Genomic DNA, 19,362 nt, shown 5'->3' with positions numbered 1-19,362 from the left:
AGGCCAATGCTAGGTCATGAGCAATAGCTGCACGGTATCCTAGTAGTCAATTCATTCGCCACTTCCATGGGCCAGTAGTACGGCTATCTGCTCGTAAATGCCCAGTACCCTGCAAGTTAGGCGCAATAAACTGGGTACTATCGTCCCGTTAAACTTGCTATTACCCCAAATGGAACGCTCTACCGCCCTTCATCCCAATGAACTACTCAACTCCAATCGACCATCTCGTTTCAAAGCAGCAGTAGCTTTTACATCTTTTTATTAATTAAATAGAATGCGCTTTCAATAATAATATTCCTAAAACTTTTTTCTAATTTATCACTTTGCCAGAATCTCGCAAAAACTTAATTGTCAACCTTCAGATCTAGCAAGGCTGAGGAAGGGATTTTTACAATAGTACCGAATTCTATATTATTCCAATTCTCGAATAGGACCGACTTAATAATGGGGGTATACCGATGAATAAACAGCTCTTCATTGCTTGGCTGAATGATAAGATTGCACAGATTAAGGATACGCCTGTCAGCGTTGTAGATACGAAGGAAAAGCAGCACTATTTGCTCGGCAGCCTGAAAACACTGGAGCTGATGAAAGAGCAGATCGAGCAGGGGAAATTCGACGTGGAATGAGAGGTAGAGCATCCGTGATTGATATTCTAATTTGCAATGAAATGGACGCAATACCCATTGCAGCGTTATACAAAGAGCTGATGACCGAGATTATCGTGAAGACTGTTGGAGATGAACAGCTTTTTCCTAAGGAAGATGCTGCACCATTGTGCAGACAACTGATCTCCTCAGGGCAGTACACTGTGCTTAAGGCAGTAGACCTTGAATCCGCTGGCATTGTCGGTTTTTTATCGATGTGTGAAAGCTTCTCGCTATATGCGAACGGGAGCTACGGTGTGATTCAGGAGCTGTATGTGCGCGAGGAATTTCGCTCGCACGGGACTGGAAAAAGCTTGATCGCGTTCGCAGTTAATTTTGCCAGATCCAAAGATTGGAAACGGCTGGAGGTCGCAACGCCTCAGCTGCCTGAGTTTGAACGAAGCTTAGCCTTTTATGAAAGGGAAGGTTTCCTAATCACTGGCGGCTGCAAGCTGAAGCTTCTACTGGCTAATTAAGGTTGGTTCTAATGATAAGTCGAGTTCTGGGTGCTGCTGCCATATGTCTCTTATTCCTTATTGTTGGATGCTCCATGGGAAGACCGGCTTATGAAATACTGGAGGGGCAATCACTTCGGAACACTCTCCAAGAAAACGCCCGATTGAATCAGTTTTGGAACGAGGCGGTTGCAAGGCTGCATCCGTACTCCGGTTTCGATACGATTACCTTGGACAATAAACAGTACATTATCCTGACCAGCGGAACCAAATCTAGCAGTGGTTACAGTATTAAAGTTCATGATGTGAAGGATAGAGAGGGCTATCTTCTAATTGAAGCGGAGGATGTGAAGCCACGGTCAGGCGCTACTCTTGCAGTGTTTGACTACCCTGCCATTTTACTTGTCATGGATAGAACGGAATTGCCGATCCGCTTACGCTGGGTTAAGTGAACGGGGGATTGAAAAAAGATGCAAATCGTACAAACAAGGGACTTTGAAACAATTGCCCGATTGAATCGGTACGTTCATGAGGTCCATGTCCGGTTGTATCCGGACTATTTTAAGGAATACGAGTATGAACCGATCAAACAGTTTTTTGCTGCTATGGTAACGAAGCCTTCGCATGTATTTTTTCTTGCGGGAGTGCAGGGTGAGCCTGTCGGGTATGCCTGGATCGAACTGAAGGCTTATGCCGAGAATGCTTTCAAGAAACCATATCGTTCGGTATTCATCCACCAGATCAGCATCTCGCAGTACCATCGCTCCCAAGGCTACGGCTCTCGTCTGCTCGAGATAATAGACGAATTCGCACGCAATAACGAAGCAGTCAAGGTTGAACTCGATTATTGGGCGGCTAACGCAATGGCCAGGGATTTTTATGCCAAAAACGGGTATACCATTTATAGGGAATTCGTCTATAAGGAATTGTGATTTCACCAGGAGGTGTATCCGTTTGAGAGCCATTTATCCCGGATCGTTCGATCCTTTTACGCTGGGGCATTTGAATATTTTGGAGCGGGCGACACGGCTGTTCGAGCATATTGATGTTGTAGTAGCGGGCAACAGCAGCAAGACGTATTTGTTTACACCGGAGCAACGGTGCGAAATCATCCGGCTATCCACACTCCATGTGAGCCAATCCGTAAGCATCGTTCATCACGGCGGAGTCATCGCCGATTACATTGCGGAGCGCAGCATCGACGTCATCATAAGAGGGATCAGAGGCTCTACCGATCTGGATTACGAGATTAAGCTGGAGCAGTACAACCGTAAGGCGTGCTTGGCTGAAACCGTTTATTTAACCCCGACGACCAAGCATTTGAATACGAGCAGCACACTGGTCAAAATGTTTTTGCAAACGAAAAAATATGAATTGGCAGCCGAATATTTGACGGAGCATGCCCAAGAGTACATACAGTCATTGTTAAGCGGCGGCTAAGTCGAGTGTGTCCGGCCCGATCGGAATGGGGTTGTGCATAAGTAGTATTAAGATAAATTTTAAGCGAGAGGAGCAGCGGAACATGGGAGAGCCCGCCAGAGTGAAGCTGGGGCAAGGAAGACAGGCGGAAGTGTTTGAATATGGGGACCAAAAAGCGCTCAAATTGTTTTATCCCGGTACACCGTTACATGTCGTGGAGCATGAGCGCAATGTTTCCAGAGTGATTAACGAATTTGATTTGCCGACGCCACGAACCTATGAATTGGTTCAAGACGAAGGAAGAGACGGCATCGTTTACGAGAAAGTGGAGGGCCCGACGCTTCTGAAGGTGCTGCTTGCCGACGCGTCCAAAATGGCTTGGGCAGGGGAGCTGAGCGCCGAGCTTCACTCTAAAATGCATGCTTGCCGCAGCGACCGTCTGCCATCGCAGAAGGCCTCGTTGGAGAGGCGCATCCGCTCGGCACAGATAGAGGAAGACATTCGGGACAAGGCGTTGCACGCGTTGGAATCGCTGCCGGAATCCAATGAGGTTTGCCATGGCGATTTTCACCCGGATAATGTGCTTCTTTCGCCGCGGGGGCCGGTCATACTGGATTGGGTCAATGCAACGAGAGGCAATCGAATGGCCGATTTTGTCTTCAGCGCACTTATTTTAAAAGTTGCCGAAGTACCGGACTTTATACCGAATGCGGATTTATTTAACCATGGAAGAACCGAATTATTCAAAGCTTATACGAAGAAGTATTTGCAGCACTACCCGGCATCCATGCAAGAGATCGTCCCTTGGATTTTTCCCGTAGCAATCGCAAGACTTGGGGATCATATACCTTCAGAACGGCTTCGTTTGTTGAAAATAATTTCAAGACTGTCAAGACAAGTTGAATAGAGTCATGAAACGATAAACACACAGAGAGCCTGTTCATAGGGAGGATCTGTGTGTTTTTTCATAGGGAGCGGGCTCCTTAACGAGGTGTTCACTTCACATACAGCTCCGAAATCACTTCCCATTTGTCGGGATGATCGGAGGTCATTTCCCCTGTTTTTTTGAACCCGACGCTTTCATACAAAGCTTCCGCGATTAGGTTATCGGGTTTGTAGCTGATCGTGATCGTGGGACTGCAGTCTGAAAGACCTCGGATCCAGTGGATTGCTTCCAGCAAGGCAGTTCTTCCATATCCTTTCCCCTGATGCCTATGGTCGATCATGAATCTGACAATCCAGTACTTTCCGTCTTCAGGATCTTTGCCGTACATCATGAAGCCGATGGCCTCCTCCCCCAAATAAACAGCAAGAGGGACTTTATCGGACTCGTAATGCGACTGCAGCAGGGAAAACGAATTACTGGCGACAAAAGATTTCTGATCCGCCCTTACGGACAATTGGATGATATTCTGCCAATTCGCGGCGTCGATTGTTTTTAAAGTGATGGACATAGGGCACTCCTTTACCGTCTGATATGGATAATGCTACTACGTGTTGATTCGTAAGTAACGATAAAGGTTGAGTATAACTGTTTTTGACAAATATGGGGCTAATAGATGAATATGTAATCGGAAATTTTGTCTAATCGAAGAAAAGCTAGTTTCATAGACTTCCATTTTGTGGTAGCCTATAAAGGATTTATCGAACCTACGGAGGAGATACCGATGCTGAGATTTATTTCCGAGCTGCCGCAAGACAAGCCGATTGCAGGCGTACACAGCGTGCCTGTACTTGAGAACGGCAACCTGATTATGGTATGGGATCGCGATGAGCAAGCCTTGACTACAATTGGAGGACGGGTTGAGCGAGGCGAAACATTGGATGAAGCGCTCGATAGAGAAGCACTGGAAGAGGCTGGAGTCGTATTGGGCAAGGAAAGAATCCCTTTCGCCTGCTGGTACTGGCAGGAAACGAACAGCTACACCGTCTGGTTGTTGACCCGAGTGGAAAGCTTCCTGGATATGCCTCAAGGCTTCGAGAAAACCGGCTATGTTGTAATGAACTTCCCAACCGCTGTCGGACTAGTAACAAAACTGGAAGGCGAAGGCGAACGAAGCCGAATATTGACCAAGGCAGGTCAGCTGACAGGCAGGCTGTGAATACAATACTGGGAAGAAATGAAAACCATGACTCATGCGATTTTGGCTAAAGAAATCTATGATATTGCCCACCTGACAGGTACTTTTCTTCTGCGGTCCGGAAAAAGTAGCGTCGCAAGCTCAAACAAGGAGTGAGAACGATGATCGTTCGGGAAACGGAAAAGCATTTTATTATGATAACGCAGGTTGATCATGCGGCTTTGTCGGGTGATATGGCGTCGCATTTTGTCCCTTCCGTCTTCGGGGATGATTCCTGTGTGGAAGACGTGTTGTACGCCATTTACGAGCACGATCGCAGCTGGCTGAGGCTGGACGACACTCCCATCTGGAATGATCGAGCAGCGGCTCCGTATTCGTTCATGGATTATCCTGAGCTGCCCAAGCTGGTTTTGTACCGGTTTGGCGTCGATGAAATTGAGCAAAAGAATGAATATGCAGCCTTGCTGTGCAGCCGTCATTTCGCATCGTTTTATCCACAAGCGGCTACGATGGCGAAGGAGTACGGTGAGTTCGTTCAGTATGAGCAGGCAAGACAGCAGCGAATTATTAACAAGCTTCGGCTAACAAGTGATTCGTTGGTGAATCGGCATTTCCGGCTGCTTCAGCTTTGCGACAGCTTGTCCTTGTATATTTGCTTGAATGAGCCAGGCGTCAGCAAAGAGCAGGAGCATCCATGGTATCGAAACGGCATTAACGGTTCGGAGAAGCTTTTTGACCCTACGGATGACCGCAAGCTTATGGCTCAATGGACCGACGAGGAGACCGTTCAATTGTCTCCGTTTCCTTTTCGCACGCCATTCACGGCTGCTCTGCGATACAAGCGGATCGACAAGCGTTCCATCCGGCAGCTGGGCCTGAATGAAGCTTACCGCCAAGCTGACTTGCTGGAGCAGAAGATTGCTTTTGCAGAGGCGGCAAATCCGTAAGAATCTATATGAAGCGGGGTGCTTATAGAATCAGGATGAAAGATCGGTTAGCAGCGGTTGCGGTTATACTAATCTTGTATAGTATCATTGCATTAGCGGAGCAATATCGCGGTTCATTCGGTACGATTGATGAAGCGATTCGCAATCAAGCGGGCGTTAGCGAGACATTGCAGGTACAAGAGCTTGTACCGGCTTTCCAGAGCGGAGATCATGCGTTGTATTTCGGAGTCAATTCGTCGCAGAGCATAGTAGGGGTTTATTTGACAAAAACAATGTTCGGGTGGAGAGTCAAGTCCCGGACAACCGGTACCGGCATGGAATTGACCTCAGAGCTGCAAAAGCCGCTTGGCGGCGGGAGCATCGAGAACAATGAGCTTTTTTACGGCTTAGCCAATGCGAATCAAGTACAAGAAGTGCGCGTCAACGGTATCCGTGCGGCCATAATTCCGATAGATAAATACTTGCCATATCCCGGAGCCGAAGGAAAGGCCGTATGGTATCTTTTATTCAAAAAGAGAGAACCGTCTGCTGTCATCGAGGCATTCAATTATAGCGGAAGCAGAGTATATCCGTCTCCTTAAACGCCGACAATCAGTATAGGGAATAGCAATAATAGAAGTGAAATGGGAGGAACTGTACATGAGCCACGGGAAGACGCTTGCATCGGAACAAAGCTTGCTTTTATTGGACAAAGTCAGAACGATTTGCACACAGTATCCTGAAGTAACGGAAAGTACGGATCTCTTCGGTCATATCTCCTTTCGCGTGAACGACAAGCCGTTCGTGATGATGGGAGAGAAGGACGATATCCCTACGATGTCAATTAAGACGGCCCCGTCTACACAGGAGTTTCTGCTTCAGCAAGAGGACGGCAACTATAGCAAAACTCGCTATATAGGACAGCACGGCTGGGTCTCTCTCCGAAGTGTGACCGACATAAACTGGGAAGAAGTCAAGGATTTAATAGAGGAAGGCTACGGCCGGACAGCACCGAAAAGACTGCTTCGTGCACTGCACCATCATGAGCCGTAAGGCTTATTTTTTTTGTTGGAAAAGTACTTATAATGAGCAGGAAACCGATAAGAATTGTCGAAATGTACAGAGGCCTTCTAGCTGTCCAAAAACCTTTCCGGGAGAAACGTATGATAAGCCTGAGCTATTTTAAAGATTACTTGCTTAACATCTTTATGATCTTTTCTCCGCTGGTTTTTTATCCGTATATTTATCGTACCAAGAGCAAGCCCCGATTGTACTGTTTCTTGCTGTTTGTCCTGTTTTCCGTTGCCTTAGTCGTAACGATGTCCTTTCCCATTCATTTAAGCGGGCTTACGTATGATTTTCGCGCCATTCCTCTTGCCATCGGCTCCTTGTACGGAGGGTTGCCCGTATCCGCGATGTTGTATTTCATTGTATTCGCATGCCGTTATTTCATGGATAGCCCCAACCAATTGCTTTATATCATCTCGTTATGTCCCAGCTTTCTTCTGGTCGTCCTTTATTTGAGAAAGTATCACCTGCTTAGCTTGTGGTCGAAAATCGCTGCGGCTATCTTTCTCAGCTTCCTTATCAAATTCATGACATTTGCGATCTATTTGACATTGACGGCGCAAATTCAGCTCTTGTTCGTACGGCCAATCATCACGTTGGAAACCTACTTGGTTCAAGGATTTATTGTCGGGTTATGCGTTTATTTAATTGAGTTTCTCATTTCTTATTTTCACATGCAGGAAGAGGTCGTCAGCAGCGAGAAGGTAAAAATCGTCAGCGATATGGCTGCTGCGGTGGCTCATGAGATTCGCAATCCGCTAACGACCGTAAGAGGCTTTATTCAATTGCTGGGGGCCGAGTCGCTCGACCAGGAGAAGAAGCGGTACTATCAAAAGCTTTGTCTTGAAGAGCTGGATCGCGCCCAGGTGATCATTACCGACTATCTCTCCCTCGCCAAACCCGATCCCGAAGTGATCGAGCCTATACATATTCAGGACGAAGTCCGGTATTTGTCGAATATTTTGTTAACCTATGCGAATTACTACAATATCCAGATAGTCGGCAACGTGACGGATGAGGAGTGTATCTATATCGATGGCGACAAGCACAAGTTCCGACAGGCATTAATCAATATCGGCAAAAATGCCATTGAAGCGATGCATAACGGAGGGGTACTGGAAATCCATGCCAGCAGTCGGGATGACCAGGTTGTTATTCTCATTAGTGATTCGGGCGTAGGGATGACGGAAGAGCAAATTAGACGGCTAGGCACTCCTTACTATTCGACCAAGGATAAGGGAACAGGGCTTGGCACTATGGTTTCGTTCGGAATTATTAAGAAGATGAACGGTAAAATCGATATTCAAAGCGAAGTGGGAAGAGGCACGAAGTTTGAGCTGAGATTCCCGCAAAAAGAAAGTGCATGAATAAAGGTATTGCCGGGGTGAACTTCGTGTGCTAATATTTTCCATAAATATGCATGTTTGTTTCTTTTGTGGAAATAAGCATGTTTTTTTATATGGTTGGATAGAAGGGGACGTGGGTAGTAATTATGCAAACTTATACGCATATTGGAGTGTACGGCATTCTAGTAAGAGATCATCAGGTTCTGCTTGTGCAAAAAGCAAGGGGACCTCATATTCACAAGTGGGATTTCCCTGGGGGATCCATCGAGTTCGGCGAGGAGCCGTATGAGACTTTAAAGAGAGAATTTGCCGAAGAGACCGGTTTAACGGATATTGCCGGCATCATCAGGAAGGCTTCCTCCTACACGTTGATTTATCCCTTAAGGGAAACAGAGCTAGAGCATTTGCACCATATAGGAATCATTTATGATGTGGAGGCTTCGAGCGGGTTGGAAAAGCTGAGATCGGATGGAGACGGACAGGATTCTTTAGGGGCACGCTGGATTCGGTTGGAGGAGCTTGGACGGATGGAAGTAACTCCATTTGTCCAGGAATGGATCTCTTCGCGGATGGAACAAGGCTAATAAACTAAAAAAACCGCATTACGCGGTTTCGATGAGCTCCGTTAAAAAAATGCTGGTTTTGATGATCACGCCATTCTTATCCAAACGTACATAAATCCATTCGGTCTGTTTATCGACTACAACGCCCTTGCCTTCCCGCGTCAATACTTTGGTCTTATTCAACAGAACGGAAAACGGATAATGAACCGATTGACTCCTAAGAACTTTCTTTGGCATTCCAACAACTTCCTTTTCCTATATGTTATTTCTATTGTAGCATTTCGCCTGTCAATATTCTGTTAAGAATATCACATTAATGAAAAAGTTGTCGAAAATCCGAACAGACAGGAGAATCTTGTCGTGAATCCAAAGATGATATTTTGGGATTTTGACGGAACGCTTGGTTACCGTAGAGACGGGATGTGGGGAGCATCGATGCTGGAGGCGCTACAAAAGCATGATCCGGATACGAAGATAACGGCGCCGGACTTCAAACCGTTTCTGACGACCGGCTTTCCTTGGCACCAACCGAACATTTCGAACCCGCCGAACTTATCGCCCTCAGCATGGTGGGCTCCCATTCTAAACCAATTTGCTCGAGGATATGAGCATTGCGGAATTGAAAAGGAATTAGCTCTTGCATTGGCGCAAACGGCTAGAGAAATTTTCATCGACTTGGCGCGCTGGTCATTGTTTGACGATACCATTCCCGCTTTAACTCAATTAAGTCAAAAGGGCTGGAAGCACGCTATCGTATCGAATCATATACCGGAGCTAAAACAGATTGTGCAATCGCTTCAGCTATGGGAGCATATCGATGGTTTCATCAACTCCGCAGAGGTGGGGTACGAGAAGCCCAATCCCGCGATATTCAACTTCGCGCTGCAGATGTCCGGCCATCCGCCGGAAGTATGGATGATAGGGGATAATATAGAAGCCGACTATTTCGGTGCGGAAGCCGCCGGAATCCGTGCTATATTGGTGAGAAGCGAAGACGCAAGAGCAAGCAGACGTTGTCAGTGCTTGACGGAAGTTATAAGCTGGGTAGAAGGCGCATTGTAAAATGAAATAGATTCATATGACTATCTGAATAAAAGAAGAAAGAAGGGAACAAAATGACCCGTATCGCTCTAGTAAGACATGGAGTTACTTCATGGAATAAGGAAAAACGAACTCAAGGGCATTCGCACAATCCGTTGGATGATGAAGGGATACAACAGGCCCACAAAGTAGCCGAAAGATTAAGCGAAGAGAAGTGGGACGTTATTATCGCGAGCGATCTGCTAAGGGCGAAACAAACGGCGGAAATTATTAGCGACAAGCTGGGCATACCGATCGAAGCTTTGGATGAGCGATTGCGGGAACTAGGCCGCGGCAAAGCGGAAGGAACTACCGAGGACGAACGGATCGCCCTCTGGGGAGCGGACTGGCGGCAGCTCGATATCGGGTTCGAGACGGCGGAGCAGGCGATGGAGAGGGGCAGCGAATGCCTGAAGGAAATTGCCCGCACCTACTCGGGGAAACGGGTTCTGGTCGTTAGCCATGGAGCGATTTTGAAGCATACATTAAAAAAACTGATCCCGGCTCTGGAGGCGGAGGCGCATTTAGATAATACATCAGTGACCGTACTGCATAGAAGCGGTAGCGAAGAGAATGCATGGAGCTGCGAGCTGTACAATTGTACGAGCCATTTGCAGCAGCATAGTGAGAATGCCGCTGAATGATTCTTCAACATTGCGTGAGGCTTTTTATTAGAATTGAAACTGAGCTGTACCTCCAATGTCAAGTTGTGAGCCGTCATTGGGGTGCAGTTCATCATTTTTTTACTACGCCGCAGCTGTTTGTGTGAAAAGTAAAAAAAAGTTATTGACATTTATCTCAAATTAATATATCTTAAAATTAAGATAAACGAAATTGAGATATACAAATTCAAGGAGGCGAAGGAAATGATACCGATTTTAAACCGCATTAATGAATTGAGCAGAATTGAACACAGCACAGGATTATCGGATCCCGAGAGAGCGGAGCAAGCTGCACTCCGCAAGCAATATTTAGAGATTTTACGCGGTCAAGTCATGTCGACGCTATTGAACGTTTCTGTAATGGATGAGTTAGGGAATGATGTTACTCCTAAAAAGCTTGTAGATATGAAAGAACATAAGTCTCAGTAATTTTTCATCCCATATATCTTAAAATTAAGAAAATACAAATTGAGAAAAAATAAAGGAGATGTTTTCTATGATGCATTTTGGATTATTAATTATTCGGGTAGTTATTGGTGTATTGTTTATCGGTCATGGGGCTCAGAAATTGTTCGGGCTGTTTGGCGGTTATGGACCTAAGGGGACAGGGAGCTGGATGGAATCGGTCGGTATTCGGCCGGGTGTAGCGATGGCAGTTTTTGCCGGACTAATGGAATTGGCAGGCGGAATCATGCTGACAGCGGGATTGTTGACACCGGTTGCTGCGGCATTGATTGCCGCGACCATGGTTGGCGCCATCGTCAAAGTTCATGGTCCGAATGGGCTGTGGGCTACGGCTAACGGCTATGAATATCCGCTGGTTATTATTGCCTCGGTTGCCGCTTTGGCTTTTACGGGGGCTGGGGCGTACTCGCTCGATGCTGTGTTCCATTTGTTCTGGTAAATGAATCATTTTCACAAAAGATGTGGAAAGTAATGTAAAATGGTAAAAGAATGAACATAGGAGGCAAGCTGATGTCGAAAAAAATTGGGATTATTGTAGGCAGCTTGAGGGAGCATTCGTTTAATCGAATGATTGCGAATACGATCCCTGAACTTGCAGATTCCGTACAGTATGAATTTATATCCATTGCGAATCTGCCCTTGTATAACGCGGATTTGGATCATGGAGAAGGGCCGGATCCGGTAAAACAGTATCGTGAGGCGATTCAAGAAGCGGATGGCATCCTCATCGTTAGCCCGGAGTATAATTCAGGAATACCGGGCGTACTGAAAAATGCGCTCGATTGGGCATCGACGCCTACCAAAACTGCAGTCTTAATCCATAAGCCTGCAGGAGTGATAGGTGCAACGCCTGGTGTCAAAGGAACGATTCTGTCCCAGCAGCAAATCAGGCAGACGTTGGATGCCACGCAGTCGTATGTGATGCCGTTTCAAAAAATGTACATCTCTCAAGTTATGGATAAAATTGATGCCAATACTCATAAGCTCGCAGATGAAACGACCCGCAAATATTTGGGGCGCTATGTACAAACGTTTATCCAATGGATAGACCAGGTGCAGCAATTGAATGAGTAGGCGCTAATCACCAATATTGATCTAGGCGACAACGGGAGGCAGATATACCGATGGATGATTCGACGCTCCTTCACCATTACCTATCGCTGCGCGACCGGGAAGCGGGAAAGCCCGCCGTCAGCAAAGCTTAATTTCTTTCTACAAAATACGTCAAATTCCACCCGTTTACATTTTGCGGAGCTTGACTCACAATGAGAAGGAAACCAAAATGCGGGAGGGATTACGTTGTCCAAAAAAGTTCTCCTACTGACCGGCGATGCCGTTGAAGCATTAGAAGTGTACTATCCGTATTATCGCTTACTGGAAGCAGGCTATGAAGCCGTCATTGCGTCGCCGAAGAAAAAGACGCTCCATACGGTCGTCCACGATTTTGTAGGCTGGGATACGTATACGGAGAAGCCGGGGTACCAGCTGGAATCGCACGTTTCGTTCGCGGAAGTGGATCCGTCGCAGTTCGATGGACTAGTGATCCCGGGTGGAAGAGCGCCGGAATATATTCGTCTCGACGAGAACGTGCCCCGCATATTGACCCATTTTCTGGAAAACAACAAGCCGGTAGGAGCCATCTGCCATGCTGCCTTGGTTCTCGGGGCTCTGAAGGATAAATCGTTCTTTGAAGGTCGTACGATGACGGCTTATACGGCTTGCCGGTTTGACGTAGAGCAGCTGGGGGCGAAATATACCGAGGAGACGCTGCATGTGGACGGCAATATTGTTTCCGGCCATGCTTGGCCCGATTTGCCGGGCTTTATGCGCGAGTTTTTGAAGCAGCTCGGTTGATGTAAGATAGTCCAATCCTAATTGTATAGGCAAAATATAAGGCGGGTTCCCGGCATTACGGGGATACCCGCTTTTTGGCGTATTAGTTATAGCCTCGATCCAGGAGAGATTCGGCAAGTAGAACAGCGCCTTTGCCGGCGTCCGAAGCGCTGCTGAAGCGTCGTAAGGTGATAGCAATTCCGGTAACCGTGCAGTTCGGGACAGGGAGGATGAAGCCTTTCCAGCCACGGCGTTTTTGCTGCGTCCGGATCAGATGAGCATGGTCGTCTTTCTTTACAGGATGGATATAAAAGTGCAGACGGCGGCTGTTCCTAACAGCCAATCCAGCATCGGGATTTGTACAGCCCATACGCTCATACCTTGCTTCTCCATTTCCTGCTGCCGTTCTTTCATTTGCAATTCCAGGTCGAATAGGTTCATCATGGGAAATCTCTCCTTTCTTTGTAAGTTCATTATATATGGATAAAGATGAATAAAAAGTGTAGAATGTGAGAATAACTCTTCATCTTTTATTTCCGGAGGAGCGCCCTATGCTGGAGCAATATTATTTGACGATTAGAAAGCAGCTTCCCAACGTAATGGAAGGGGAGGAGGTTGAGGTCACGCTGCCTCAATTGACCGAATGGCTGCATTTTTCAAGCCGCAATGTCAATCTCGTATTGAAAAAGATGGAGGAAGAATCGTGGATTCGCTGGCTGCCCGGCCGCGGGAGAGGGCACCGGTCGAAAATCGTCTTTCGGATAACGCGTGAATCGGTAGCCATGAGGCTGGCGCAGGACTATGTAGGAAAAGGCGACTTGCAGCTGGCATTTGCCTGGATCGACGAGCATGCCTATTTGCCTGCGCTCAGGGATCAATTCGTTCTGTGGCTGGATAGACATTTCGGCTACCGGCCCGAGGAAACGGAGGAGGACCGGACGGATACGCTTCGGATTCCCTATAACAAACCGATCCAATGTCTGGATCCGCCCTACATTACATTTGTTGTCGAATCCCACATGGCCAAGCAGCTGTTCGACAATCTGGTCCGTTATAACAAGCATACGAAAACGATCGAGCCGCAGCTTGCGCATCATTGGTGCCGGAACGAAGCGGGAACGGAATGGATTTTTTACTTGCGTAAAGGAGTGCTGTTCCATCATGGAAGAGAAATGACATCTCATGATGTCAAGTTTACGCTGGATCGTATATGCCGCGATGCCGGGGACAGCCCGTACTATTGGATGTTCGAGGACGTGGAGCGGGTTGAAGTCATTAACCGGTATACGGTACGGATCGAGCTGGCCCGCCCGAATTCGCTGTTTCTCAATTGCTTGAGCTTCGACCGCGCCTCCATCGTTCCGGAGGATTTGGTTCAGTCGATGGGCGAGCTGTTCAAACGGACTCCGGTCGGAACGGGGCCGTTTCAAATCACGCAGCATGACAACAATATGCTGGTGTGTGAAGCGTTCACCCGATATTTCGATAAGCGGGCTCATCTGGACCGGATTGAAATCTGGTTTACACCGGAGCTGAATTGCAAATCGAGCTGGGTGGAACGGACGGTACACCGGATCCGTACACCGGACAGTGAAGAGACTATGGAGCAAACCAACCATGTGGAGATCCTGTCCAACGGCTGCAGCAAGATGCTTACGTTCAATTTGAAAATGGAAGGGCCGCAGCAGCGGCTAGCCTTCCGGCAGGCGCTAATTCATGGCGTCGACCGAAAAAGGCTGGAGCTGCTGACGTCTCCGCTCGAATCCATGCTAGCGGACTGGTTTGTGCCTAAGGAGCATGGAGCCGCAGCACAGGAGGAATTGTATGATCCGGAACACGCCAAGCAGCTTCTGAAGGATTCGGGGTACCATGGAGAGACACTGCTATTGGCGATTAATGAGGCAAGCGCTGAAGACGGCAAAGCACTTCAGAAGCTGCTCGGAGAAATGGGAATCCGGATCCAGCTGGAGATTACAGGGGAAGACCCGGCAGAACGAATGATGCAGGTTGAAAGAAGCCATATTTGCTGGTATAACATCACCATGGATGACGACTTGATTTTGTCGATTCTGGAAGTGTTTCTGGCCGGCAACAGCTTCGTGAACGTACATCTGAACGACGAGTTCATGACGGAAATGAAACCGATTATCCGGCAAATTTATACGGCGGATTCCATACACGGACCTTCCGGACAGCTGGCCGGAATCGAACAGCTCGAGCGGCTGGTGAAGAAGCATGCGGCCGTATTTTTCCTCTATCATTGTCAGCAAAAAACAACGTATCATCCATCGTTAAAAGGAGTAACGTTAAACGCGCTGGGCTGGCTGCCGTTCGGGGAGGTATGGTTCGAGCCGGTGGTGAAGCCCTCCGGGCTGGAAGCTAAATAATAAAACACCGGGGCTGTGCCCTGGTGTTTTTTGATATGGTATCCGCTTACAACGGCTATGAAGTTATTTACGCGCACTCGGAAGAACGATTTTTCCTATGCATAGCGGGAGAAACGTCGTTATCTTTGCACGAACTCCTGGATATTTTGCACATCTGGAACGACCCTATGGTGCTTGATAAGCTCTTCATCGCCCATTTTCCATGTATGGCTGGTTGGATCCGCTCTGCGTATAGCCAGAAAATTGTATTTTCCTCCGGAATACACCCTGTACCCTCTCCGCTTGCTTCTGGTACAAAAGGAATCGTCCTCACCTAAGCTCCGGTTAGGAAATTTGACCTTTCTCCATACTTTTTTTCTAAACATCAGCGTGGCTCCGGGCAGTCTTGTGACATATTGGTGTTCGTCCTCCGCAAACCGGAGAAGCATCGTATTGGACCCGCTCAAAAACATATAATGAGCACGTTTCCCGACGATGTCGGCGTGCTTTCTTTTCAACGACCGCAGGCTGTCCCTCAAATAACGCGGAGCGTAGTAATCGTCGTCGTCGAATTTGGCAATGAAGCGATACTTGCTCTGTCTTACCGCGAAGTTGAGACACGCGCCAAGCGTGTAATGGGCGGGAAGCCGGAACACCTTGACATTTCTGTTCCCTCTCGCGAACCGTATATAGGGCTCAAGCGGGATGTCGTTGCTGTTGACCACGATGATGAGTTCCTTTCTTATAAACCGCTGCCGTTTGTAATTGTCGATCAGATTGTGGAGGAAGTCCGCCCGATTCGTACAAGTAACGACGGAAATGCCATACCGTGCCCTGGAGCGATATCGTCTAATACGCATTCAATCACCCCCTCTATCGCTTGGTATTGAAAATGTCTCCTTCTACAATATGTCACGTGGACAACTGCGGCACGGCATATCCACAGTTTGGATGTACACAATTGTGGAGCTCTCCGAAATAAAGGATGCATAAAGGACAAGAATCGTCAGCGGGTTGCCCTATATAGTATGCAATAATTCGCATTATAACGCACTATTGAAAATGAATAGTATGTATGATATCTTGTTTGTAGCGAATTTATACCACATCATTCCACATTAGTACTATCCAATTGACGGGGGGAACAGTATGCTGCGAGTAGTGCCGTTCGAGCAAGGCAGCGCTTCTATGAAGCAACGGTTAGGAGGGAAAGGCGCCAATTTGGCGGAGATGACCAAGGTCGGACTGCCGGTGCCGCCGGGCTTTACCATCACCACGGATGTTTGCCGTGCATATTATGCGGCAGGAGGGCAGCTGCCCGATGGATTGTTCGAGGAGACGATGACCGCGATGCGCGGGCTGGAGGAAGCCAAGGGCGAGAGGTTTGGCGATCCATCCAAGCCGCTGCTTGTTTCGGTCCGGTCCGGGTCCGTTACGTCGATGCCCGGCATGATGGATACGATTCTGAATTTGGGCTTGAACGATGAGACGGTGGAAGGCCTTGCCCGTGCAACCGGCGACGCCCGGTTCGCCTATGATTGCTACCGCCGGCTGATACAAATGTTCGGCAATGTCGTATTCGATCTGGAAAGCTTTCACTTCGAGTTCCTGCTTCAGCGGGCGAAGCAGCGGCTCGGGATCGAGCATGATCACCAGATGACGGCGGATGCATGGTCCGCGCTAATCGATGAATACAAGGCGGTAATCGTGAAGCATACGGGGCTTTCCTTCCCGCAGCAAGCGGAGGAGCAGCTGAAGCTGGCTATCGAGGCGGTGTTCCGCTCGTGGAACAATCACCGCGCCCGCATTTACCGGAGCATTCATCACATTCCGGATGAACAGGGAACGGCCGTCAACATTCAATCGATGGTGTTCGGCAATATGGGGGCGGATTGCGGAACCGGTGTCGTATTCACGAGAAATCCTTCTACAGGCGAGAAAGTGCTCTATGGCGAGTTTCTGATGAACGCTCAGGGCGAGGATGTTGTGGCGGGAGTACGGACTCCGATGCCGATTGCCAAGCTGGAAGAGGAGCAGCCTGAAGTCTACAAGCAGCTGGTTTCGGCTGCGATGAAGCTCGAGCGTCATTACCGGGATATGCAGGATATTGAATTTACGGTCGAAAAGGGCAAGCTGTACCTGCTGCAAACCCGTAACGGCAAGCGTACGGCGCAAGCGGCGGTCCAGCTTGCGGTAGTCTTCGTGAAGGAGGGCACCATCACGAAGGAGGAGGCGATTCAGCGCATCGAGCCGTTCCATCTCGATCAGCTGCTGCACCGCGCGATCGACCCGGCTAGCCGGCCGGAAGTGCTCGCGGCAGGGCTGCCGGCGTCGCCCGGAGCGGCGACGGGGCAAGCGGTGTTCGACGCCGACACGGCCGAGGCGTGGTCGCGCGCCGGCAAGAAGGTGATCCTCGTGCGGTCGGAGACGACGCCTGAGGATATCCATGGCGTGCTCGCGGCCGAGGGCGTGCTTACGAGCCGTGGCGGAATGACGAGCCACGCCGCAGTGGTGGCCCGCGGGATGGGCAAACCGTGCGTCTGCGGCTGTGAGCCCATCCGCTTGCGCGATCGCGCCTTCGAAGTCGCTGCCGCCGACAAGGTGACGGCGACGATAGCCGAAGGCGAGTGGATCTCGATTGACGGCGCCACAGGGCGCGTCATTCGCGGGGTTGTGCAGCTGCGCGAGCCGGAGATGACCGCGGAGCTCGAGGAGCTGCTCGGGTGGGCGGACGACATCCGCCGCCTGCAGGTGTACACGAACGCCGACACGCCGGAGGATGCCGGCAAGGCGCGCGGCTTCGGTGCGGAAGGCATAGGATTATGCCGCACCGAGCATATGTTTATGTCCCCGGACCGGATGCCGGTCGTCCGGGGGATGATTTTGGCGGATACGCCCGAGGAGCGGGCATCCGCGCTGGCGCAGCTGCTGCCGATGCAGCAGGGCGACTTCGAGGGCATCTTCCGCGCGATGGAGGGGCTGCCGGTGACGATCCGTCTGCTCGACCCGCCGCTGCACGAGTTTTTGCCGAACGTGGAGGAGCTGGCTGTGCAGCACGCCCAGATGACGCTGCAGAAAGCGGCGGACTCTGCGGAGCGCCAGCAGGTGGAGAAGCTGCTGCGCAAGGTGCGCGGCTTGCATGAAATGAACCCGATGCTGGGAACCCGTGGCTGCCGCCTTGGGCTCATTCACCCCGAAATCTATGAAATGCAAGTCGAAGCGATATTCCGCGCCGCCTTGCAATGTCTGAACGAGCAAATCGATGTCCGTCCCGACATCATGATCCCGCTCGTTGGTCACGCAGCCGAGCTGAAGCTGATGCGCGAGCTGGTGGATCGCGTGGCGGCTGAGGTACTGGGCGAACAGCAGCATGCCCTTCACTACCGGGTCGGGACGATGATCGAGGTTCCGAGAGCGGCGATCACGGCCGGCAGTATTGCGAACCATGCCGATTTCTTCTCATTCGGCACGAATGATTTGACGCAAATGACGCTCGGCTACAGCAGGGACGACGCCGAAGGCAAATTTTTGTCGCACTACGTGGAGTCGAAGCTGCTGCCGTCCAATCCGTTCCAGGTGCTTGACCGCGAAGGAGTCGGTACGCTCATCCGCTGGGCGGCGGAGCAGGGCAAGGCGGTCAAACCGCAGCTCAAGACGGGCGTTTGCGGCGAGCATGGCGGCGATAAGGAGTCCATCTTCTTCTGCCATGCGGAGGGATTGGATTACGTCAGCTGCTCGCCGTACCGCGTGCCTTTGGCCCGTATTGCTGCAGCTCAAGCGGCCCTGGCTCTTGGTGACGCCCCACCAGTACGGCCGGCTGAGCCTATCCAGTCGGCATAAACATCATTTTTTTCAAATGTAACATATTAAATTGTTTACAAATTGGAAATAATGGATAATCCATTGAAATTAGAATGATGGCAGGACGGAGTGTAGCCGGATGGAGCGAACGTATTTAATGATTAAACCCGATGCCGTACAGCGCGGATTGATCGGGAAGCTGGTGCAGCGATTTGAAGACAAGGGGTTCCAGCTCATCGGAGCCAAATTAATGCATATAACGAAGGAACAGGCGCAAGTCCATTATGCGGAGCATGCCCACAAGCCTTTTTACGGAGAGCTGGTAGATTTCATTACTTCGGGACCTGTCTTCGCCATGGTATGGCAGGGCGACCAGGTCGTCGCGCTGTCGCGTGCCATGATGGGCAAAACAAGGCCGCTGGAAGCGATGCCGGGAACGATACGCGGCGACTTCGCGGTCCGTACGGAGTGCAATATTATTCACGGCGCCGATTCGCCGGAAAGCGCGGAGCGGGAAATTGCGATCTTTTTCAAGCCGGAAGAGCTGCTGACCTACGAGCATGCTATTCAAAAGTGGATTTGATGCTGTCTTATCTAATGCCTCTCGTCGTAAAGACGGGAGGTTATTTTTTTGACTTCATGTAAAGGAA

General features: G+C 49.4%; 25 protein-coding genes. 21 read left to right on the top strand and 4 right to left on the bottom strand.

Annotation, left to right across the window (positions count from 1 at the left end):
• The first annotated feature begins 458 nt into the window (after nt 1–458).
• From ACFQ88_RS15355 to ACFQ88_RS15330, 6 genes are all read left to right on the top strand, one after another.
• Entirely contained in the window at nt 459–629 is a 171-nt protein-coding gene (locus ACFQ88_RS15355; RefSeq protein ID WP_379454671.1) for a hypothetical protein, read from the top strand.
• Between the two features lie 14 nt (nt 630–643).
• Entirely contained in the window at nt 644–1,123 is a 480-nt protein-coding gene (locus tag ACFQ88_RS15350) for a GNAT family N-acetyltransferase (RefSeq protein WP_379454670.1), read from the top strand.
• A gap of 143 nt (nt 1,124–1,266) precedes the next feature.
• Nucleotides 1,267–1,554, top strand: a complete 288-nt coding sequence (locus ACFQ88_RS15345; RefSeq protein ID WP_379454669.1) for a protease complex subunit PrcB family protein — start codon at nt 1,267–1,269, stop codon at nt 1,552–1,554.
• Between the two features lie 18 nt (nt 1,555–1,572).
• Nucleotides 1,573–2,034: a GNAT family N-acetyltransferase gene (locus ACFQ88_RS15340; RefSeq protein WP_379454668.1), complete on the top strand. Its 462-nt coding sequence runs from the start codon at nt 1,573–1,575 to the stop codon at nt 2,032–2,034.
• A gap of 22 nt (nt 2,035–2,056) precedes the next feature.
• Nucleotides 2,057–2,542 (top strand): pantetheine-phosphate adenylyltransferase, encoded by a 486-nt coding sequence (gene coaD / locus ACFQ88_RS15335; protein ID WP_239627410.1) that lies wholly within the window; start codon nt 2,057–2,059, stop codon nt 2,540–2,542.
• A gap of 82 nt (nt 2,543–2,624) precedes the next feature.
• Nucleotides 2,625–3,428, top strand: a complete 804-nt coding sequence (locus ACFQ88_RS15330) for a phosphotransferase family protein (RefSeq protein ID WP_379454667.1) — start codon at nt 2,625–2,627, stop codon at nt 3,426–3,428.
• Between the two features lie 88 nt (nt 3,429–3,516).
• Here the strand turns inward: ACFQ88_RS15330 and ACFQ88_RS15325 are convergent, their stop codons facing one another.
• Nucleotides 3,517–3,975, bottom strand: a complete 459-nt coding sequence (locus ACFQ88_RS15325; RefSeq protein ID WP_239627404.1) for a GNAT family N-acetyltransferase — start codon at nt 3,973–3,975, stop codon at nt 3,517–3,519.
• Between the two features lie 213 nt (nt 3,976–4,188).
• Between ACFQ88_RS15325 and ACFQ88_RS15320 the strand changes: the two genes are divergently transcribed.
• The 6 genes from ACFQ88_RS15320 to ACFQ88_RS15295 all read left to right on the top strand — a co-directional run bounded on the left by ACFQ88_RS15320 (nt 4,189) and on the right by ACFQ88_RS15295 (nt 8,526).
• Complete coding sequence (locus tag ACFQ88_RS15320; RefSeq protein ID WP_379454666.1) at nt 4,189–4,623, top strand: NUDIX domain-containing protein; 435 nt, start codon at nt 4,189–4,191, stop codon at nt 4,621–4,623.
• A gap of 140 nt (nt 4,624–4,763) precedes the next feature.
• Nucleotides 4,764–5,549 carry a DUF3891 family protein gene (locus ACFQ88_RS15315; protein WP_379454665.1) on the top strand — a complete coding sequence of 262 codons (786 nt, stop codon included), beginning with the start codon at nt 4,764–4,766 and terminating at the stop codon, nt 5,547–5,549.
• A gap of 35 nt (nt 5,550–5,584) precedes the next feature.
• On the top strand, nt 5,585–6,130 hold the full coding sequence (locus ACFQ88_RS15310) for a hypothetical protein (protein ID WP_379454664.1): 546 nt from the start codon (nt 5,585–5,587) through the stop codon (nt 6,128–6,130).
• A 58-nt stretch (nt 6,131–6,188) separates the two neighbouring features.
• A complete protein-coding gene (locus ACFQ88_RS15305; RefSeq protein ID WP_379454663.1) occupies nt 6,189–6,581 on the top strand; it encodes an MmcQ/YjbR family DNA-binding protein in 393 nt (130 codons plus the stop codon).
• A 110-nt stretch (nt 6,582–6,691) separates the two neighbouring features.
• On the top strand, nt 6,692–7,963 hold the full coding sequence (locus ACFQ88_RS15300) for an ATP-binding protein (protein ID WP_379454662.1): 1,272 nt from the start codon (nt 6,692–6,694) through the stop codon (nt 7,961–7,963).
• A 125-nt stretch (nt 7,964–8,088) separates the two neighbouring features.
• Nucleotides 8,089–8,526: an NUDIX hydrolase gene (locus ACFQ88_RS15295; protein WP_379454661.1), complete on the top strand. Its 438-nt coding sequence runs from the start codon at nt 8,089–8,091 to the stop codon at nt 8,524–8,526.
• A gap of 18 nt (nt 8,527–8,544) precedes the next feature.
• On the opposite strand, the gene ACFQ88_RS15290 is transcribed toward ACFQ88_RS15295, so the two are convergent.
• Complete coding sequence (locus ACFQ88_RS15290) at nt 8,545–8,742, bottom strand: hypothetical protein (protein WP_379454660.1); 198 nt, start codon at nt 8,740–8,742, stop codon at nt 8,545–8,547.
• Between the two features lie 123 nt (nt 8,743–8,865).
• On the opposite strand from ACFQ88_RS15290, the gene ACFQ88_RS15285 reads away from it, so the two are divergent.
• The 6 genes from ACFQ88_RS15285 to ACFQ88_RS15260 all read left to right on the top strand — a co-directional run bounded on the left by ACFQ88_RS15285 (nt 8,866) and on the right by ACFQ88_RS15260 (nt 12,566).
• Nucleotides 8,866–9,567: an HAD family hydrolase gene (locus ACFQ88_RS15285; protein ID WP_379454659.1), complete on the top strand. Its 702-nt coding sequence runs from the start codon at nt 8,866–8,868 to the stop codon at nt 9,565–9,567.
• A 53-nt stretch (nt 9,568–9,620) separates the two neighbouring features.
• Nucleotides 9,621–10,229, top strand: a complete 609-nt coding sequence (locus ACFQ88_RS15280; RefSeq protein ID WP_379454658.1) for a histidine phosphatase family protein — start codon at nt 9,621–9,623, stop codon at nt 10,227–10,229.
• 222 nt (nt 10,230–10,451) lie between these two features.
• Nucleotides 10,452–10,676: a DUF896 domain-containing protein gene (locus ACFQ88_RS15275; RefSeq protein ID WP_239627379.1), complete on the top strand. Its 225-nt coding sequence runs from the start codon at nt 10,452–10,454 to the stop codon at nt 10,674–10,676.
• A gap of 67 nt (nt 10,677–10,743) precedes the next feature.
• Nucleotides 10,744–11,151 carry a DoxX family protein gene (locus tag ACFQ88_RS15270; RefSeq protein ID WP_379454657.1) on the top strand — a complete coding sequence of 136 codons (408 nt, stop codon included), beginning with the start codon at nt 10,744–10,746 and terminating at the stop codon, nt 11,149–11,151.
• A 71-nt stretch (nt 11,152–11,222) separates the two neighbouring features.
• A complete protein-coding gene (locus ACFQ88_RS15265) occupies nt 11,223–11,786 on the top strand; it encodes an NADPH-dependent FMN reductase (protein ID WP_379454656.1) in 564 nt (187 codons plus the stop codon).
• Nucleotides 11,787–12,011: 225 nt separating this feature from the next.
• A complete protein-coding gene (locus ACFQ88_RS15260) occupies nt 12,012–12,566 on the top strand; it encodes a DJ-1/PfpI family protein (RefSeq protein ID WP_239627369.1) in 555 nt (184 codons plus the stop codon).
• 273 nt (nt 12,567–12,839) lie between these two features.
• Here the strand turns inward: ACFQ88_RS15260 and ACFQ88_RS15255 are convergent, their stop codons facing one another.
• Complete coding sequence (locus ACFQ88_RS15255; RefSeq protein ID WP_239627367.1) at nt 12,840–12,989, bottom strand: hypothetical protein; 150 nt, start codon at nt 12,987–12,989, stop codon at nt 12,840–12,842.
• A 107-nt stretch (nt 12,990–13,096) separates the two neighbouring features.
• On the opposite strand from ACFQ88_RS15255, the gene ACFQ88_RS15250 reads away from it, so the two are divergent.
• Nucleotides 13,097–14,932: an ABC transporter substrate-binding protein gene (locus ACFQ88_RS15250; RefSeq protein ID WP_379454655.1), complete on the top strand. Its 1,836-nt coding sequence runs from the start codon at nt 13,097–13,099 to the stop codon at nt 14,930–14,932.
• 119 nt (nt 14,933–15,051) lie between these two features.
• Here the strand turns inward: ACFQ88_RS15250 and ACFQ88_RS15245 are convergent, their stop codons facing one another.
• Entirely contained in the window at nt 15,052–15,771 is a 720-nt protein-coding gene (locus tag ACFQ88_RS15245) for a glycosyltransferase family 2 protein (RefSeq protein WP_379454654.1), read from the bottom strand.
• 289 nt (nt 15,772–16,060) lie between these two features.
• On the opposite strand from ACFQ88_RS15245, the gene ppdK reads away from it, so the two are divergent.
• Together ppdK and ndk are read left to right on the top strand one after the other, a co-directional pair.
• Nucleotides 16,061–18,751 (top strand): pyruvate, phosphate dikinase, encoded by a 2,691-nt coding sequence (ppdK, locus tag ACFQ88_RS15240; protein WP_379454653.1) that lies wholly within the window; start codon nt 16,061–16,063, stop codon nt 18,749–18,751.
• A 100-nt stretch (nt 18,752–18,851) separates the two neighbouring features.
• Nucleotides 18,852–19,295: a nucleoside-diphosphate kinase gene (ndk, locus tag ACFQ88_RS15235; RefSeq protein ID WP_239627358.1), complete on the top strand. Its 444-nt coding sequence runs from the start codon at nt 18,852–18,854 to the stop codon at nt 19,293–19,295.
• Nucleotides 19,296–19,362 lie beyond the last annotated feature (67 nt).

The organism is Paenibacillus sp. NPDC056579 (genome assembly GCF_042793215.1).
In the GTDB taxonomy this organism is placed as follows: Bacteria; Bacillota; Bacilli; order Paenibacillales; family NBRC-103111; genus Paenibacillus_S.
Note: the sequence above shows the minus strand (reverse complement) of the source record. Positions and strands in the feature narration are given on the sequence as shown.

What these genes read in the sequence shown, in the direction of transcription:
- ACFQ88_RS15270 (WP_379454657.1), top strand. Translation starts at nt 10,744, where the DNA reads ATGATGCATTTTGGATTATTAATTATTCGGGTAGTTATTGGTGTATTG.
- ACFQ88_RS15310 (WP_379454664.1), top strand. Translation starts at nt 5,585, where the DNA reads ATGAAAGATCGGTTAGCAGCGGTTGCGGTTATACTAATCTTGTATAGT.
- ACFQ88_RS15300 (WP_379454662.1), top strand. Translation starts at nt 6,692, where the DNA reads ATGATAAGCCTGAGCTATTTTAAAGATTACTTGCTTAACATCTTTATG.
- ACFQ88_RS15245 (WP_379454654.1), bottom strand. Translation starts at nt 15,771, where the DNA reads ATGCGTATTAGACGATATCGCTCCAGGGCACGGTATGGCATTTCCGTC.
- ACFQ88_RS15315 (WP_379454665.1), top strand. Translation starts at nt 4,764, where the DNA reads ATGATCGTTCGGGAAACGGAAAAGCATTTTATTATGATAACGCAGGTT.
- ACFQ88_RS15295 (WP_379454661.1), top strand. Translation starts at nt 8,089, where the DNA reads ATGCAAACTTATACGCATATTGGAGTGTACGGCATTCTAGTAAGAGAT.
- ACFQ88_RS15320 (WP_379454666.1), top strand. Translation starts at nt 4,189, where the DNA reads ATGCTGAGATTTATTTCCGAGCTGCCGCAAGACAAGCCGATTGCAGGC.
- ACFQ88_RS15275 (WP_239627379.1), top strand. Translation starts at nt 10,452, where the DNA reads ATGATACCGATTTTAAACCGCATTAATGAATTGAGCAGAATTGAACAC.
- ACFQ88_RS15265 (WP_379454656.1), top strand. Translation starts at nt 11,223, where the DNA reads ATGTCGAAAAAAATTGGGATTATTGTAGGCAGCTTGAGGGAGCATTCG.
- ACFQ88_RS15250 (WP_379454655.1), top strand. Translation starts at nt 13,097, where the DNA reads ATGCTGGAGCAATATTATTTGACGATTAGAAAGCAGCTTCCCAACGTA.
- ACFQ88_RS15340 (WP_379454668.1), top strand. Translation starts at nt 1,573, where the DNA reads ATGCAAATCGTACAAACAAGGGACTTTGAAACAATTGCCCGATTGAAT.
- ACFQ88_RS15305 (WP_379454663.1), top strand. Translation starts at nt 6,189, where the DNA reads ATGAGCCACGGGAAGACGCTTGCATCGGAACAAAGCTTGCTTTTATTG.
- ndk (WP_239627358.1), top strand. Translation starts at nt 18,852, where the DNA reads ATGGAGCGAACGTATTTAATGATTAAACCCGATGCCGTACAGCGCGGA.
- ACFQ88_RS15255 (WP_239627367.1), bottom strand. Translation starts at nt 12,989, where the DNA reads ATGATGAACCTATTCGACCTGGAATTGCAAATGAAAGAACGGCAGCAG.
- ACFQ88_RS15325 (WP_239627404.1), bottom strand. Translation starts at nt 3,975, where the DNA reads ATGTCCATCACTTTAAAAACAATCGACGCCGCGAATTGGCAGAATATC.
- ACFQ88_RS15280 (WP_379454658.1), top strand. Translation starts at nt 9,621, where the DNA reads ATGACCCGTATCGCTCTAGTAAGACATGGAGTTACTTCATGGAATAAG.
- ACFQ88_RS15290 (WP_379454660.1), bottom strand. Translation starts at nt 8,742, where the DNA reads ATGCCAAAGAAAGTTCTTAGGAGTCAATCGGTTCATTATCCGTTTTCC.
- ACFQ88_RS15355 (WP_379454671.1), top strand. Translation starts at nt 459, where the DNA reads ATGAATAAACAGCTCTTCATTGCTTGGCTGAATGATAAGATTGCACAG.
- ACFQ88_RS15330 (WP_379454667.1), top strand. Translation starts at nt 2,625, where the DNA reads ATGGGAGAGCCCGCCAGAGTGAAGCTGGGGCAAGGAAGACAGGCGGAA.
- ppdK (WP_379454653.1), top strand. Translation starts at nt 16,061, where the DNA reads ATGCTGCGAGTAGTGCCGTTCGAGCAAGGCAGCGCTTCTATGAAGCAA.